Below are 16,178 nucleotides of genomic sequence, written 5' to 3' on the forward strand. Positions count from 1 at the left end.
GTTGTTGTCAACGTCGCCAGCGGTCGTGAACGTGCTGCCCCAGTAGTTGTCAGCCGTCAGCGGCTGGACCAGGTCGACGACCGGGTCGTACTGACGACCCAGGGTGACCGTACCCCACTGGTCGCCCGACAGGCCGACGTAGGCTTGACGACCGAACATACGGCCGCCTTGACCGAGGCTACCCGTGTTCGGATTGAAACCGTTTTCCAGCTGGAAGATTGCCTTCAGGCCGCCACCCAGATCTTCGGTGCCCTTCAGGCCGAAGCGGTTACCTTGCAGGTTGCCCGCTGCCATGTTCCACAGGCTATGGCCGCCAACGTTCGACACATACTGGATCGAGTTATCGAGCACGCCGTAGAGCGTTACGCTGCTTTGAGCGTGCGCTGCGCCGGCTGCGCCCAGCAGGGCGAGCGAGAGGGTCGACAGTGCGATTCGTTTCATCCATTTCTCCACGCGATGATTGGTTTCGTTGTTGCGGAGTGGAGAATAACGCACCGGGTCGGGGCGTAAGAACTGAAAAAAATTGTGTGTCGCCAAAAAGTGACAGTAAGCCGAAACCCTTGAATTCCTTGGTTTTTAGGAAATATTGCGCGATCCGCAATATTGATCCGTTGACCGCGCATTATTGTTGTTTTGGTTGAAGTCAAACGCGTCGCCTATTTGTCAATAGGCGACATATGAAAGTTTCGTGTAAGAAAATCGGGCAATCCGTGTGAAGTTTGGGACAGATTGCGGGGCATTCCGACGCGTTGATTGAAGCGCCGGATGACGCGCGGGATTCGCTCAGCAATCGTCGTTGGCGGCCGCCGCGGCGTCGCCGCCATGACCGCCGGTGATCCGTCCGGCCACGTGGGTGACCGCGAGCGCGACGCCGGCCGCCATCAACACGGAACTCCACGGGTGCTGCTTCACGTAGCGGTCCGCTGCGGCGGCCCGGCGCCCGGCGCCGACGATGGCGGCCGCGGCGGTCTTCGTGGCCTGCGCTTCGGCGCGCACGATCGTGCGTCCCACGCGCGCCGCGGTCACGCGCGGACGGCTCGCAGCGGTGGCCGAGGCTGCACCGGGCGCTCTGAGAAAGGTCAGCGGATGGCGGCGGCGCAACGCCGCGAAGCTCGCAGCGGCGAGACCGCCGGCGCTGCGGCCGCCTGCCTTTGCGCTGTTTGCAGCCGTCGACGATGAAGCCACGAGGCTCGACGCTGATGCCCCAGCCGCATTGCCGCTGGTTACCGCACCAGACTCGGCCCCAGGCTCGGCCGCAACACCGCTCGAGACCACGCCATCCAGCTGGGTACCGGCCATGCCGTTGGTCGCCCTCCGCGTGGTAGCCGACGCGATGACCGAAGCCAGCTTCGCGCGGCTGCCGGGCGGCGGCGCTGCATCGGTGAGCCCCCATTTGCCGCGCGGATCGTGCAGCCGCCCGCGCGCCGCGGAAAACTCAGCCGCGAGCAGCAGCACGAGCGCCGAGAAATACAGCCACATCATCAGCACCGCAAGCGAGCCGGCCGCGCCGAACGAATTGGCCATGCCCGCATGCGCGAGATAGAGCGCGAAGAGCTTTTTGCCGACCGAAAACAGCACGGCCGCGACCACCCCGCCGACAAGCGCATCGCGCCAGCGCACCGGCGCATCTGGCAGGAACTTGAGCAGCCCCGCGAAGGCGACGGCGAGCACCAGCACGCCGACCGCCAGCTGCATCAGGTCGCCGATCAGCACATAGGGCGAGTTGCCCCAGATCCAGTTGCCGATGAACGTGATCGCGGTGTCGAGCACGAGCGACACGATCAGCAGGAACGCGACGCCGAGCACCAGCCCGAACGACACGAGCCGCACCCGCACGAGCGCCATCACGCTCGACGAACGCGGCGCCACCGACGGCCACACGATGTTGAGCGCGCTGTTCAGCGACGAGAAGGTTGCGGACGCGCCGATCGCGAGCATCACGAACGACACGATCGCCGCGATGCCGCCGGTCGCACCGCTGTTGTGCGCGTTCTGGACGATCGTCGTCACGCCGGCCGCTGCTTCGTCGCCGAGCACCTTGTGCACTTCGCTATAGAGCTCGCCGCGCGCCGCGTCGGCGCCGAAGAACCAGCCGGCGACCGCGATCACCATCACGAGCGTCGGCGCAAGCGAGAACGCGGCGTAGAACGCAATGCTGGCCGCCATCGCGGGGCATCGGTTGGCGGCGAACTGCTTCAGCGCACCGGCGGCCCAGGAGGCCTGGTGGCGGGCGGCGGTCTGTAGCTTGTCGGAGGAGATCATGTCCATGATGGGCGTTTTCCTGTCGTGAAGCTGCGGCGGCGGACCACGTGTGTCGATTCACTATAGCAAGCGAGCCGCATGCCAGTGTGTCCGCATCGCTCGAACGTCCCGCGAAGGCCGTAGCGCGGGCAACGTCCGGCCGTCGAGGCGAACGTACCCCGCGCGTCGCGACCGGTAATTTCCGGTGACATCTTCGTAAACTGCGTTGCCGTCGAGCCCGCTACGCTTGCAGCGATGCGGCACTCGCGAGGCAGCGTGCAGCATGCGCGAGGCATGCGCGAGGCATGCGCGAGGCATGCGCGAGGCATGCGCGAGGCATGCGCGCGGCAGTCCGCGCATTGCCTCGCGAGCGCCGAATGCCTTACGATCGAACCGCTCGCAGGTGCGGAACGAGCGTCCGCCCCGCGTTGCACAGGCAGGCCGAATCCGATGAACGCGGTACAAGCCAGGCTCCTTGGGATGCACACGGATCAACGACTTGCGCTGGCAAAAGAGCGGCACCTTGCCGGCGACCTCGCCGCGGCGCGCAGTCTCTACGAAGCAGTGCTCGCAGACGAGCCCGCTCACGACGACGCGCTTTTTCGACTCGCGGTGCTCGATCTTCAGGAAGGGCGCTACGAGGCCTCGCTCGCGCGGCTCGACCGCGCGGTGAAGCTGGCGCCGCATCATGCGCGCTACCGGTTCGCGCGCGCCCAGGTGCTCGCGGCGCTGTCCCGCTTCGACGAAGCCATCGAGATGTACCGCACGCTGCTCGCGCCGGACACGGTCTCCGCGGATGTGTGGTTCGCGCTTGCGCTCGCGTTCGAAGCGAAAGGCGACCTGCGCCAGGCGATCGCCGCGTACGAATCCGCGGTGGCGCTTGAGCCAGCGCAGGTCGACGCGCTGAACAATCTCGGCAACTGTCACCGGCGGCTCGGCAACACCGGCGCGGCCGAAGCGGCCTATCGCCGCGTGCTGGAGATGCAGCCGGAGAACGCGCACGCGCTGACCAATCTCGGCACGCTCGCGCAGGCCGCCGGCCGCGGCGCCGAAGCAATCGACCTGCTCTACGACGCGATCGGCGCCGCGCCGGATTCGCCGGTGTGTCTGCTGAATCTGGGCGTCGCGCTGTCCGAGCAGCGGCATTTCGAAGAAGCGGTCGTGATGCTCGAACGCGTGCTCGAGCTCGATCCGCAGTTCCCGCAGGCCGCGTACAACCTCGGCAACACGTTCCATGCAACCGGCCAGTATCGCGAGGCGCAGCTTCAGTATCGCAATGCGCTTGCGCTCGATGCGCGCCATGCGGACGCGCTCAACAATCTCGGCAACGTATGCAAGGCGCTTGGCGAATACAAGGCCGCCGCCGAAGCGTTCGAAGCCGCGATCGCCGCGCGGCCCGGTTTCGTCGATGCGTACAGCAACGCCGGCAACCTGATGCGCTCGCTGCATCGAATGGACGAAGCGGCCGGGTACTTTCGCGCGGCGCTCTCGTTCGATCCGGCGCACTCGGCGTCGTACAACAATCTCGGCAACGTGATGAAGGACATCGGCGCGCTCGACGAGTGCGTCGACTGCTACCGGCGTGCCGTGGCATGCGATCCGCACAACGTGGTCGCGCACAGCAATCTCGTCTATGCGCTGAGCTTCCAGACGGACGACCCGGCTGCCGTCCTCGATGAAGCGCGCCGCTGGGCCGCGCAGCACGAAGCGCCGCTGCGCGCCGCGCGCGTTCCGCACGTGCGCGGGCAGGGCGAGGCGGCGAGTGCGCAGCGCCTGAAGATCGGTTACGTGTCGCCGGATTTTCGCGAGCATTGCCAGGCGCTGTTCTTGATGCCGCTGCTGTCGCATCACGATCGGGCGGCGTTCGAGATCGTCTGTTATTCGACTGTCGAACGGCCCGACGACACGACACGGCAACTCGCGTCACACGCGGACGTGTGGAAGGAAGTCCATGCGCTCGACGACCGGCAGCTCGCCGACGCGATCCGCGCGGACGGCATCGATATCCTCGTCGACCTGACGATGCACATGGCCGATGGCCGGCCGCTGACGTTCGCGCGTAAACCCGCGCCGGTGCAGGCGGCGTGGCTCGCCTATCCCGGCACGACGGGACTCGGTGCGATCGACTACCGCCTCACCGATCCGCGGCTCGATCCGCCATCGAACGATACCTTTTACAGCGAACGCACGCTGCGGCTGCCCGATTCGTTCTGGTGCTACGACCCGCTGACCGACACGCCCGCCGTCGACGCGCTGCCTGCCACGCGCAACGGCTATCTGACGTTCGGTTGCCTCAACAACACCTGCAAGCTCACGGACCGCACGTTCGCGCTGTGGTCGCCGGTGCTGCGCGCGTTGCCGGAAGCACGGCTCGTGCTGCTCGCGCCCGAAGGCGAAGCGCGCATCCGGCTCGCGCGCCGACTCGACGCGCAAGGCATCGCGGCCGAACGCGTGACGTTCATGCCGTTCCGGCCGCGCGAGAACTATCTGCACACCTATCACCACATCGATATCGGCCTCGACGCGGTGCCGTACAACGGCCATACGACGAGTCTCGATTCTTACTGGATGGGCGTGCCGGTCGTGACGCGCGTCGGCACGACGGCGGTGGCGCGCGGCGGACTCAGCCAGCTGCACAACCTCGGGTTGATCGAGCTGGCCGCCGATTCGGACGACGCATTCGTGCGCATTGCCGTGCAGCTCGCGAGCGATCTGCCGGCGCTGGCCACGCTGCGCGCGTCGCTGCGCGAACGGATGCAGCGTTCGCCGCTGATGGATGGCGCGCGTTTCGCGCGCAACGTCGAAGCGGCGTATCGGCAGATGTGGCGGGAATGGTGCGCGGGCAGCTGATCGTCAGCCGCCAGATTGGCTACGCGCGCTGATTGCGTGCCGCAGCCGCTTTCCGCTCCACCAGGCGCCCGAACGCATCGGCAATGCGCTGCACGTAGTCGTTCTTGTGCGCGAGCACGCCGTCCGCGCGTTCGCGATGCACGAGCATCGTCGCGTTCCCTTCGAACACGAACACGCGCCCATCGGGCAGCAGCGTGAAATCGATTCCCGCGTAGTCCAGATCGAGCCGTGCGCCAATCGCCGCGATCGCGGTCATCGCGCGTTCGCCGAGCGCTTCCGTCGGGTCGCGCAGGAAGCGGTGCTCCTCGTCGAGCTTCCACGCATTGCGTTCCATGTCCGCCGAGAAGTAGTGAACCATCCAGTGCGGCGAGACTGCGAGATGGTACGGGTACGGCTGCCGGTCGACGAACACGACGCGGTACTTGCGATAGTGGCCGTCCGCCGAGCGGCAGTCGTGGAACGCCGTCAGATACTGCGGGCCGGTGGATGCCGCGAGTGCTTCCGCGAGTTCGCTCGCGGTCTCGCAGCGCACGACGCCGAGTCCGCCATGACTCGCGGCGGGGCGCGCGAGCACGGGCAACCGCGCTGACGCTGAAGGTGACGCGATCGATGCATCGTCGAGCCGCACGCACTGCGCGGTCGTCACGTTTTCGATGCCATCCAGCAATGCGGGCAGCCGGTCGCGGCGGGTGCGTGCAACCTGTTCCTGCGGATTCAGCAGCGGCTGCGCGCACTGCGCGCCATAGCGGGTCAGCCGTTCGTCGTAGGGCGCGGCGATGTCCGGTTCGCCGATCGCGTTGAACACGACGTCGGCGGCGGGCAACTGCGCGTCTTCGGTCGCGCTGCCGTAGTCGAACGCATATTTGATGCGGGTGAATCGTGCCGTGGGCAACAACAGCTCGAACGGCACGTTGCCCGCCGCGCGGCCCGCGCACAGCACCAGCACGCGGCGCGCGTCAGCGTACGCGGATTCGACGAACACGCGCTGGATCCGGTACGCCTCGTCGCGGCAGTGCGCCGCTTCGTCGTCGCGATGCGCGTCCGCATGGATCGCCGCGAGGTTCTGCCATGCGGCGGCGAGCGACGGGTCGATCGACAGCGCGAGCGCGTACCAGCGTCGCGCGGTGTCGTGCTCGCCCTTCATGAAATAGCCGGTGCCGACAGTGAGCAGCGGTTGCGCGGCCTCGATGCCCGCACCGTTCGCGTATGACTCCAGCGCCTGCGCCGCGAGGCGGTGCGCAAGCGCGCCGAGTGCATCGCCGGCAGCTTCGCGTTCGGCGGCAAGCGTGAGGTGCGCCGACGGCTCGGCGGGAAACGCTTCGATGGATGGAGTGGGCCCGAATGGAGGAGGCATGTTGGTATCGGCACCGTGAAGGCGCGGTTGAAAGCCCGGTCGTAAACCCAGCTGAAAGCCCGGTTTCGAGTGCATTACCGCGCGAATCGATGCGCGCGGCGAAACGATCAAGCATGCTCGGTTCGGAGGCGATTTTCAATCCTGGCGCTCGATCCGGCAGGTGATCGTATGGATTTTGTAATTATCTCGGAAATGCCCACGAATATTGACGAACAGGCCAAAAACACAGGCAATTTCGCAACTCGAATCTTTCATGTATATTACACAGTATCTGCAAAAAATCGTTGAACGTACGATCAATAGGAAGTAACATGCGGCAACTTGTATGCAGCACGATGCGATTACGGCGAGCTATACTCGCCCATTGTTTTGCGTTTCGGAGCACCACATGTCGCCGCCCACAGCACTCGCAATCAACGCGGTTCATGGCTTCGAGATGACGGAAGACGGTGAGTACCTGATGTTGAACAGCAATCAACCAGGGGCGATCGCTGTCCACTGCTCGGTGATGCACCAGATGCTCGCCGCGCTGTCGAACGCGATAGGCTGGTCGGAACGCATCCGCAACAAAAAGCACAGCAAGAAGTTTGCGATGCCTTGCGAAGCGTGGGAAATTGGCAAGGACAAGGACGGAACGCACCTCGTATTCACCTACCGCCTGCCGGGCGGCGCGGAGTTGGCGTTCAGGGTCCATCGTTCGCAGGCTATTCATATGACGGAGGTGCTGGCGCTCGCTACCGGGCTTGCAAAGCCTGGTGACCTGTCTGGCCTCCAGTTGCAGTAGACCTAACCGTTTGACTTCATCCGCCTGCCGCGGGCGTTCGCTGGGACTGGATGCGGCGGCGGCCTGCATGTACGTGTTTCTTGCCGTTTATCCCACATGAAGTTTCAATTTTCAGCGGCCCGCTGTGCGCAAGCGCTGGCGGCCATCGGTCTAGGCGCAACGACGATTTCCGCCTACGCGATCACGCCGTTCACGATCAGTGACATCCGCGTCGAAGGGCTGCAGCGCATCGAGCCCGGCACCGTGTTCTCCTACCTGCCGATCAAGCAGGGCGACACCTTCGACGACGACAAGGCCTCCGAGGTCATCCGCAAGCTCTACGCGACGGGCTTCTTCAACGACGTGAACGTGTCGACCGAAGGCAACGTCGTGATCGTCAAGGTCGAAGAGCGGCCGGCGATCGGCACGATCGATTTCGCCGGTATCCACGAATTCGAGAAGGACGCGCTCACGAAGGCGCTGAACAGCGTCGGGCTGTCGCCGGGCCGTTACTACGATAAGGCGTTGATCGACAAGGCCGAACAGGAACTGAAACGCCAGTACCTGACGCGCGGTTTCTACGCGGCTGAAGTCACCACCACGATTTCGCCGCTCGACCGCAATCGCGTCGGCGTGCTGTTCTCGGTGGTGGAAGGCCCGAGCGCGAAGATCCGCCAGGTCAACTTCATCGGCAATCACGTGTTCAGCGACGGTACGCTGCGCGACGAGATGCAGCTGTCCACGCCGAACTGGTTCTCGTGGTACACGAAGAACGACCTGTATTCGAAGGACAAGCTGACGGGCGACCTCGAAAACGTCCGCAACTACTACCTGAATCGCGGCTACCTCGAATTCAACATCGAGTCGACCCAGGTGCAGCTGTCGCCCGACAAGAAGGACATGTACCTGACGATCACGGTGCATGAAGGGCAGCCGTACACGATTTCGAGCATCAAGCTCGCGGGCAATCTGCTCGATCGCGAAGCCGAGCTGAGCAAGCTCGTCAAGATCAAGGCAGGCGACCGCTTCTCCGCCGAAAAGCTGCAGGCCACCACGAAGGCGATCGTCGACAAGCTCGGCGAATACGGCTACGCATTCGCGACGGTGAACGCCGTGCCGCAGATCGACCAGGAGCATCACAAGGTCGACCTGACGCTGAATGTGGACCCGAGCCGCCGCGTTTACGTGCGGCGCGTGAACATCGAAGGCAACACGAAGACGCGCGACGAAGTGGTGCGCCGCGAAATGCGCCAGCTGGAAAGCTCGTGGTTCGATTCGGGCCGCCTCGCGCTGTCGAAAGACCGGATCAACCGCCTCGGCTACTTCACCGATGTGGACGTGACGACGGTGCCGGTGGAAGGCACGCCCGACCAGGTCGACATCGACGTGAAGGTGACCGAGAAGCCGACGGGTACGCTGTCGCTGGGTCTCGGTTACGGTTCCGGCGAAGGCCCGATCGTGTCGGCCGGCGTGTCGCAGGACAACGTGTTCGGCTCGGGTACGAGCCTGTCGCTGAACGTGAACACGTCGACGACGTTCCGCACGCTGACGGTTACCCAGGTCGATCCGTACTTCACGATCGACGGCATCAAGCGCATCACCGACGTCTACTACCGCACGAGCGAGCCGCTGTACTACTCGAGCGTCAACGACACGAGCTTCCGCATCATCACGATGGGCGCGGACACGAAGTTCGGCATTCCGTTCTCGGAAGCCGACATGGTGTACTTCGGTCTCGGCCTCGAGCAGAACCGTCTCGACGTGGACGCGACGACGCCGCAGAGCTACAAGGACTACGTGACGGACTTCGGCCGCGTGTCGAACAACGTGCCGGTGACGGTCGGCTGGTCGCGCGACAATCGCGACAGCGTGCTGGTGCCGAGCCGCGGCTACTACGTGCAGGCGAATGCCGAATACGGCACGCCGATCGCGACGACGACGTACTACAAGACCGACGTCCAGGCGCAGTACTACTACTCGTTCGCGCGCGGCTTCGTGCTGGGGCTGAACTTCCAGGGCGGCTACGGCAACGGTCTGAGCGGCAAGCCGTACCCGATCTTCAAGAACTACTACGCGGGCGGTATCGGCTCGGTGCGTGGCTATGAACCGAGCTCGCTCGGTCCGCGCGACGTGACGACCAACGACCCGATCGGCGGCTCGAAGCTGCTCGTCGGCAACATCGAACTGACGTTCCCGCTGCCGGGCACCGGCTACGACCGCACGCTGCGCGTCTTCACGTTCTTCGACGGCGGTAACGTCTGGGGCTCGGAAGGCGACAGTACCGGCGCGAACGGCCTGCGTTACGGCTACGGTGTGGGTCTCGAGTGGATCTCGCCGATCGGCCCGCTCAAGCTCGACTTCGGCCTGCCGCTCGTCAAGCACGCGGGCGACCAGTACCAGAAGTTCCAGTTCCAGATCGGTACCGCGTTCTGACGACGCACGCGGGCTGGCGCGTTACGCGCCGGTTCGCTTCGTTTCCGCTGTTTTGTATGGGCCGCGCAAGCGGCCCATCTGCTTTCATGCCCCGCCGGACAGCCCTCGTGCCGCCAGGTTGCGGTACAGCGCGCGCACGCCGAAGGTCCACGGCGCGATCGTCGTGGATAGCCGCACCGTGTTGACGAGCGCGCCCAGCGCAGGCGTCGAGATCGTCACGACGTCGCCCAGGTGGTGCGTGAAGCCGCCGCCCACCGTGTCGCGATCCTTGATCGGCGAGAACATCGTGCCGAGAAACAGCATGAAGCCGTCCGGATACTGGTGATGCGCGCCGCAGGTCTGTGCGACGAGGTCTTCCGGATCCCGGCTGATTTCACGCATATGGCTCACGCCGTCCAGCACGAAGCCATCGTCGATGCCGTCGATGCGCAGCGACACGCTCGCCTCGCGCACGGTATCCAGCGTGAACTGCCCGTCGAACAGGCGCACGAACGGGCCGATCGCGCATGAACCGTTGTTGTCCTTCGCCTTGCCGAGCAGCAGCGCCGAGCGGCCTTCGATGTCGCGCAGATTGACGTCGTTGCCGAGCGTCGCGCCGACGATGCGTCCCGCGCTGTTCACCGCGAGCACGATTTCCGGCTCGGGGTTGTTCCACTTCGACGTGGGATACAGCCCGACGTCCGCGCCGAAACCCACCGACGACATCGGCTGGGACTTCGAGAACACCTCGGCGTCCGGGCCGATGCCCACTTCCATGTACTGCGACCACGCGCCGCGGCGTTCCAGTTCCGCCTTCAGCTTTGCGGCGGATTCCGAGCCGGGCTGGATCTTCGACAGGTCCTCGCCGATCAGCTGATGGATCATCGCGCGGGTCTCTTCGGCCTTGCTCGCATCGCCGCCCGCGTGTTCTTCGATCACGCGTTCGAGCAGGCTGACCGCGAACGTGACGCCGCACGCCTTGATCGGCTGCACGTCGCACGGCGCGAGCAAGGTGGGCGCCTCCGCCGCGGCCGCTCGCGCTGCGGGATCGAACGACGCCTTCAGCAACGCATCGACGCGGCCGAGCGATTCGCCCGGCGCGTGACGCGCGAGTTCGACCGCGTCGTCGCGATCGAACAGATCAGCCGTGGTGGGCACAGCGGCGGTGATGTCGACGACTTCGCCGCGTCGCACGACGACGACGGATGGCCCGTCGACCGGCGCGGGGCGCCACACGCGCCCGATCAGCAGCGCGTCGTCGAGATCGGACGGCAGGTACGCATCAGGAAACGGCAACGACATGAAGGCTCCTCCTTTGTTTTTAGGGTTCGGCTCGCAGAGTGTGCGAGCTTGCCGCGTTCAGTGGTTGTTGCGCGCTTCGCCGCGCGTTTCTATCACGTTGAGATAGAGCGTGGCGGGTTCGAGGCAGGCGCCCGTGCCGTGCTGGCCCACCATGCTGCGCGAGATCTCTTCCCAAGGCGTCTGGTGCTGCAGTACCGGCGGCTTCCATGCCGCGCGCCGGCGCGCGAGTTCCGCGTCGTCGATCAGCACGTCGACCTTGCGCGCGTGCAGATCGATGCGGATCCGGTCGCCCGTGGCGAGCAGTGCAAGACCGCCGCCCACCGCGGCTTCCGGCGACACGTTGAGAATCGACGGACTCGCGGACGTGCCGCTCTGGCGGCCATCGCCGATGGTGGGCAGCGTATCGATGCCGCGCTTGATCAGTTCGGCCGGCGGCTGCATGTTGACCACTTCCGCGCCGCCCGGATAGCCGACCGGCCCGCAGTTGCGGATCACGAGCACCGAGCGTTCGTCGACGCCCAGCGCCGGGTCCTCGATGCGCGCGTGATAGTCCTCCGGGCCTTCGAACACGATCGCCTTGCCCTCGAACACGTCCGGATGCTGCGGGTCGGTGAGAAAGCGCTTGCGGAATGCTTCGTCGATCACGCTGATCTTCATCACCGCGCTGTCGAACAGGTTGCCCGACATCACGACGTAGCCTGCCGCCGCCTTCAATGGTCTCGCGTACTCGCGGATCACTTCGTGGTCCGGCTCCGGCACGTCGGCGAGATCTTCGGCGAGCGTGCGGCCCGTGACGGTGCGCACGTTGCCGTTCAGCTTGCCCGCCGCAAGTAGCTCTTTCATCACCGCCGGCACGCCGCCCGCGCGATGGAACGCCTCGCCGAGGAAGCGTCCGGCCGGCTGGCAGTCCACCAGCAGCGGCACGTCGGGGCCGAGCCGCTGCCAGTCGTCGAGCGAGTGATCGACGCCCATGTGGCGCGCGATCGCGACCATATGGATCGGACAGTTCGACGATGCGCCGAGCGCCGCCGCCGCGACCACCGCGTTTTCGAACGCGGCTTTCGTCATCACGTCGGACGGGCGCAGGTTTTCGTGCACCATGCCGACGATGCGCTGCCCCGTGCGATACGCCGACCAGCCGCGCTCGCGATGCGGCGCCGGGATCGCCGCGCAGCCCGGCAGCGACATGCCGAGCGCTTCGGCGAGCGAGTTCATCGACAGCGCAGTGCCCATCGTGTTGCAGTGTCCCGCCGACGGCGCCGACGACGCGACCATGTCCATGAACTCGTCGTAGCCGATGTCGCCGGCCGCGAGTCGCTTGCGCGCATCCCACACCACCGTGCCGGAGCCGGCGAGCTTGCCGAGCCACCAGCCGTCGAGCATCGGTCCGCCCGACAGCACGATCGACGGAATGTTGACCGTGGCCGCGGCCATCAGGCACGCGGGCGTGGTCTTGTCGCAGCCGGTGGTCAGCACCACGCCGTCGAGCGGATAGCCATGCAGGATCTCGACCAGCCCGAGATACGCGAGATTGCGGTCGAGCGCCGCGGTGGGGCGCTTGCCGGTTTCCTGGATCGGGTGCACCGGAAATTCGAGCGGTATGCCGCCGGCATCGCGGATGCCGTCGCGCACGCGATCCGCGAGCTGGATGTGATGCCGGTTGCAGGGCGCGAGGTCGGAGCCCGTCTGCGCGATACCGATGATCGGCTTGCCGGACTGGAGTTCTTCGCGCGTGATGCCGAAGTTCATGTAGCGCTCGATATAGAGCGCGGTCATGCCGGGGTCGGCGGGATTGTCGAACCAGCGGCGGCTGCGTAGATGTGAGCCCGCGCGCGAGCCCGTGGCCTGGCTGGCGGAAGCATTGGCGGAGTGGGGATGGTCGGCGTTGTTGGTCATGGTGGCGTTGGGCTGGGAGGAACACGGACTTCACGGCACACCCGCAAGGGTACCGCTTCCAGTCATGTGACGCAGCCATTCGGACGGCAGAGGACGCATCGAACATTGATGCGGCGCCGCAATGGCATCGCGTCATGTCGAGCGGCTGGGCGACTGAGTGAAGCATTGCATCTGGCGCGAAACGACAGCGTGCGTGTCGACGATTTTAGTTGCGCAGACAAATTTCGGCAGAAAGGCTTTGTCGCGTCTGATCATCGGCACGCTACAGCACGTTTGGATACCTTGATGTAATCAGCAATCCTGCACGGTATTCTCACGCGGACATCGGCAAAAACTCGCGGAAGAACCCGCACGCCACGCCAAAAGCAAACGGCGCGAATGCGGCCCGCCAGCCGCATTCGCGCCGTTGTCGCGTCAGCGTCGTATCAGGCGCTCTGCAGACCCGTGCCCGTCACCGTCGGATCGACGCCGTTCGCGCTCGGCGTGCTCATGAACGGCACGTCGACGATCGCCGGCTGCGGGCGCAGGATCTTCGCGATCGAGACCGCGCGCGGCATGCATTCGCGCGCGACGATCCGCGCGATGCGATCGAGATCCTCGTACGGCAGGCCGAAGTAGAGCGGCAGCGCGAGCACGCGGCACGCAATGTCGTTCGCGACTGGCGTGTACTGCTGGTCCACGTAATCGAGCGTGGACAGCGACGGGTAGAAGTAGCGCCGCGGGAACACTTCCTCGCGCTGCAGTGCATCGCGCACGCGCAGCAGCGTCGCTTCGCTGTCGAAGATCACCGGATAGTACGCGTGGTTGTACTGGCAGTCCGGATGGATCAGCGGGCGCCGCAGGCCGGTGCCTTCGAGCCGTTCGTCGTAGCGCTCGGACAGCGCCTTGCGGCTCGCGAGAATCTCGTCGATGCTCGCGAGATTCGCGATGCCCATCGCCGCGTGGAACTCCGAGTTCTTGCCGTTGATCCCGACACACGTGATCTGGTCGCCGACGATGCCGAAGTTGCGCATCGCGATCAGCAGATCGTGCACGATCGGATCGCGCGCGAACACCGCGCCGCCTTCAACCGTGTGAAACAGCTTGGTCGCGTGGAAGCTCGTCGCGGCGATGTCGCCGTACGAGAAGATCGACCGGCCGTTGACGGTAGTGCCGAACGCGTGCGCCGCGTCGTAGATCACCTTGAGGCCGTACTCGTTCGCGATCTCCTCGATCGCGTCGACGTCGCACGGATTGCCGTACACGTGCGTCGCGAGAATGCCGGTCGTGTCGCGCGTGATCGCGCGGCGGATCTGCTCGGGATCGATATTGAGCGTGTGCGGATCGATGTCGGCCATCACCGGACGGCAACCTTCCCACACGATGCTCGACGTCGTCGCGACGAAGCTGAACGGGGTGGTGATCACGTCGCCCTTCAGTTCGAGCGCGCGCATCGCCATCTGCAGCGCGATCGTACCGTTCGCGACGTAGCTCACGCGATCGACCTCGAGCCATTCCTTGAGCTGCGCTTCCAGCTGCGTGACGAGCGGACCATTGTTGGTCAACAGCTGACGGGAGAAGATGCCTTCGAGCAGCTCCGTGTATTTTTCGATCGCGGGTACAAACGGCCTGGTAACGTTGATTGCCATGGTACGGGGTCTCCGTCGATTGCCCGCCTTGCGGGATGCTCATCGTTGTCGGACTTCGTTCTGCTTCGCGCTTTGCGTGTTCCGCCCCGTCTGCTGGTTGCCGATCCGTACGCGCTTCAGTCCTCGGGCCAGTGTGGCGGCGTGTAAGGGGACCAACTGTACGGTTTCGCACTCATGATCTGGCGGGTACAGCGTGACGCATTCGTTAAAACGCAGCGCGCCGCGAAGGCTTCGCTGGGCGTGTTTCAAACGAGATCCGACTTCGCTTTTAGCTACCTGTGCCCTTGTGACGGGGCGTTGCGGCGCGTGCCGCGATACCGCGCGAACGACACGGTTGGGTTAACGGGATCGGCCACATTCGGCCGATCATTCGCAAACCGACAAGCTTTGTTACCTCTGCAACAAGCGCTTGCATGTCTCAAGGTTGAAACCTGCTCGAAGCTCGCTGAAAGCTCGGAGGCTTGCTGAAAGCTCGACGCCTGCGTGAACCGTTCGCGCGCCGCGCGCCGGCAGCGCTATTCGCGCTGCAGCGGCTGCAGGCTGCCCGCGGCGCCAGGCGGATGGGTTGCGCGATGCGTCGCGCGCGCGCGGTTGGCCAGCTGTTTCGCGAGTGCGTAGAGCGAGCGCAGCACCGCGGGTTGACGGTGCATCGCATGCAACCATGCCTGCTTCGCGCCGATGCGGCTGTAGCGCATGCTCGTCTGGATATAGCGCCTGAATTCCGCGTAGTCGCCGGCTTCGAGAAACATGATGGCCGAGCGCAGATAGAGCGTGGCGCGCGCGCGGTCCACGAGCGCCTTGTCCATGCCGAGCGCTTCCGCGATCACGTACGTGTGCATCATGTCGCTCACGTGCGTCTCGTGCTTCGCGGGGTTCTTGATGATGGTCGACGTGAAGCCCTTCGGGTTCACGCGATAGAGGCCATATTCCTCGTCGAGATAGCGCGCCTTCGATCCGTACAGCGACTGCGTCAGGTTCGCGACGTCGGCGACGATCTTGAGTGTCGTGTCGACCGGGTAGCGCCGGCGCAGATCGCTGCGGAACATCGCCGAACTGCCGAAGAAAAACGGACCGTGCTCAATCAGATACTCCGCGTCGAAGACGGCCGGCTTCGCGCGGGCGAGGGGAAAATCGACCGGCTCCTTGCTGCGCCAGTCCACCGTGCGCATCTTGTGAACCACCATGCCCAGCTCGGGCTGCGCGCGCAGCAGCGCGAGCTGCCGCGTGAGCTTGCCGGGCAGCATCAGGTCGTCGCCGTCGATATACGCGATGAAGTCGCCGCGGACCGCCGCGATCAGGTCCGCCAGATTGCGCGAATAGCCGATATTGGCGGGGTGCCTCACGAGCCTGACCAGACCGGGGTAATGCCCCTGGTAGGCTTCGACGATGGCGACGGATTGATCCTTCGAGCCGTCGTCGCCGACGATGATCTCGAACGGCACGTCGAGCTCCTGCGTGACGATGCTCTGCAGGCATTCGCCGATGAAGTCCTCGTGGTTGTAGCACATCACCACCACGGACAATACGGGATTCGTACCCTCGTCTCTACCGGATACCATGTTCGCTATCCTTAATATTAATAGTTGAAATTGCGAGGGACGGTCCGGTCCGTTCGCCGCGCTTCGACACCGCCAGCCAACGCGGATGCACCACAGGTCGAAGAGGGGAAGCTGGTCGCCTCGCAACGGTTTGATACGGAAAGCCGACCCGCTGAATCGTGAGCCCCGGCCGA

General features: G+C 65.0%; 10 protein-coding genes. 3 read left to right on the top strand and 7 right to left on the bottom strand.

Annotation, left to right across the window (positions count from 1 at the left end):
- Both DVS29_RS38010 and DVS29_RS30650 read right to left on the bottom strand, forming a co-directional pair.
- Positions 1-441 (bottom strand): porin (locus DVS29_RS38010; protein ID WP_240655869.1); only part of this gene is annotated, 441 nt, incomplete at its 3' end.
- Between the two features lie 342 nt (positions 442-783).
- Positions 784-2,268: a YihY/virulence factor BrkB family protein gene (locus DVS29_RS30650; RefSeq protein ID WP_118184283.1), complete on the bottom strand. Its 1,485-nt coding sequence runs from the start codon at positions 2,266-2,268 to the stop codon at positions 784-786.
- Positions 2,269-2,721: 453 nt separating this feature from the next.
- On the opposite strand from DVS29_RS30650, the gene DVS29_RS30655 reads away from it, so the two are divergent.
- Positions 2,722-5,091 (top strand): tetratricopeptide repeat protein, encoded by a 2,370-nt coding sequence (locus tag DVS29_RS30655; RefSeq protein ID WP_118184284.1) that lies wholly within the window; start codon positions 2,722-2,724, stop codon positions 5,089-5,091.
- A gap of 19 nt (positions 5,092-5,110) precedes the next feature.
- Here the strand turns inward: DVS29_RS30655 and DVS29_RS30660 are convergent, their stop codons facing one another.
- Positions 5,111-6,445 (bottom strand): ATP-grasp domain-containing protein, encoded by a 1,335-nt coding sequence (locus DVS29_RS30660; protein WP_124800738.1) that lies wholly within the window; start codon positions 6,443-6,445, stop codon positions 5,111-5,113.
- Positions 6,446-6,833: 388 nt separating this feature from the next.
- Between DVS29_RS30660 and DVS29_RS30665 the strand changes: the two genes are divergently transcribed.
- Positions 6,834-7,229: a hypothetical protein gene (locus DVS29_RS30665; RefSeq protein WP_118184302.1), complete on the top strand. Its 396-nt coding sequence runs from the start codon at positions 6,834-6,836 to the stop codon at positions 7,227-7,229.
- Between the two features lie 96 nt (positions 7,230-7,325).
- Entirely contained in the window at positions 7,326-9,641 is a 2,316-nt protein-coding gene (gene bamA, locus DVS29_RS30670; protein ID WP_118184286.1) for an outer membrane protein assembly factor BamA, read from the top strand.
- Positions 9,642-9,725: 84 nt separating this feature from the next.
- On the opposite strand, the gene DVS29_RS30675 is transcribed toward bamA, so the two are convergent.
- The 4 genes from DVS29_RS30675 to DVS29_RS30690 all read right to left on the bottom strand — a co-directional run bounded on the left by DVS29_RS30675 (position 9,726) and on the right by DVS29_RS30690 (position 16,005).
- Entirely contained in the window at positions 9,726-10,922 is a 1,197-nt protein-coding gene (locus DVS29_RS30675; protein WP_118184287.1) for a fumarylacetoacetate hydrolase family protein, read from the bottom strand.
- A gap of 57 nt (positions 10,923-10,979) precedes the next feature.
- Positions 10,980-12,818 carry an IlvD/Edd family dehydratase gene (locus DVS29_RS30680; protein WP_118184288.1) on the bottom strand — a complete coding sequence of 613 codons (1,839 nt, stop codon included), beginning with the start codon at positions 12,816-12,818 and terminating at the stop codon, positions 10,980-10,982.
- 425 nt (positions 12,819-13,243) lie between these two features.
- Entirely contained in the window at positions 13,244-14,446 is a 1,203-nt protein-coding gene (locus DVS29_RS30685; RefSeq protein ID WP_118184289.1) for a DegT/DnrJ/EryC1/StrS family aminotransferase, read from the bottom strand.
- Positions 14,447-14,961: 515 nt separating this feature from the next.
- Positions 14,962-16,005: a glycosyltransferase family 2 protein gene (locus DVS29_RS30690; protein WP_118184290.1), complete on the bottom strand. Its 1,044-nt coding sequence runs from the start codon at positions 16,003-16,005 to the stop codon at positions 14,962-14,964.
- Positions 16,006-16,178 lie beyond the last annotated feature (173 nt).

Origin of the sequence: Paraburkholderia phosphatilytica, assembly GCF_003443895.1 — a bacterium.
In the GTDB taxonomy this organism is placed as follows: domain Bacteria; phylum Pseudomonadota; class Gammaproteobacteria; order Burkholderiales; family Burkholderiaceae; genus Paraburkholderia; species Paraburkholderia phosphatilytica.

What these genes read in the sequence shown, in the direction of transcription:
- DVS29_RS30650 (WP_118184283.1), bottom strand. Translation starts at nt 2,268, where the DNA reads ATGGACATGATCTCCTCCGACAAGCTACAGACCGCCGCCCGCCACCAG.
- DVS29_RS30655 (WP_118184284.1), top strand. Translation starts at nt 2,722, where the DNA reads ATGCACACGGATCAACGACTTGCGCTGGCAAAAGAGCGGCACCTTGCC.
- DVS29_RS30660 (WP_124800738.1), bottom strand. Translation starts at nt 6,445, where the DNA reads ATGCCTCCTCCATTCGGGCCCACTCCATCCATCGAAGCGTTTCCCGCC.
- DVS29_RS30665 (WP_118184302.1), top strand. Translation starts at nt 6,834, where the DNA reads ATGTCGCCGCCCACAGCACTCGCAATCAACGCGGTTCATGGCTTCGAG.
- bamA (WP_118184286.1), top strand. Translation starts at nt 7,326, where the DNA reads ATGAAGTTTCAATTTTCAGCGGCCCGCTGTGCGCAAGCGCTGGCGGCC.
- DVS29_RS30675 (WP_118184287.1), bottom strand. Translation starts at nt 10,922, where the DNA reads ATGTCGTTGCCGTTTCCTGATGCGTACCTGCCGTCCGATCTCGACGAC.
- DVS29_RS30680 (WP_118184288.1), bottom strand. Translation starts at nt 12,818, where the DNA reads ATGACCAACAACGCCGACCATCCCCACTCCGCCAATGCTTCCGCCAGC.
- DVS29_RS30685 (WP_118184289.1), bottom strand. Translation starts at nt 14,446, where the DNA reads ATGGCAATCAACGTTACCAGGCCGTTTGTACCCGCGATCGAAAAATAC.
- DVS29_RS30690 (WP_118184290.1), bottom strand. Translation starts at nt 16,005, where the DNA reads ATGGTATCCGGTAGAGACGAGGGTACGAATCCCGTATTGTCCGTGGTG.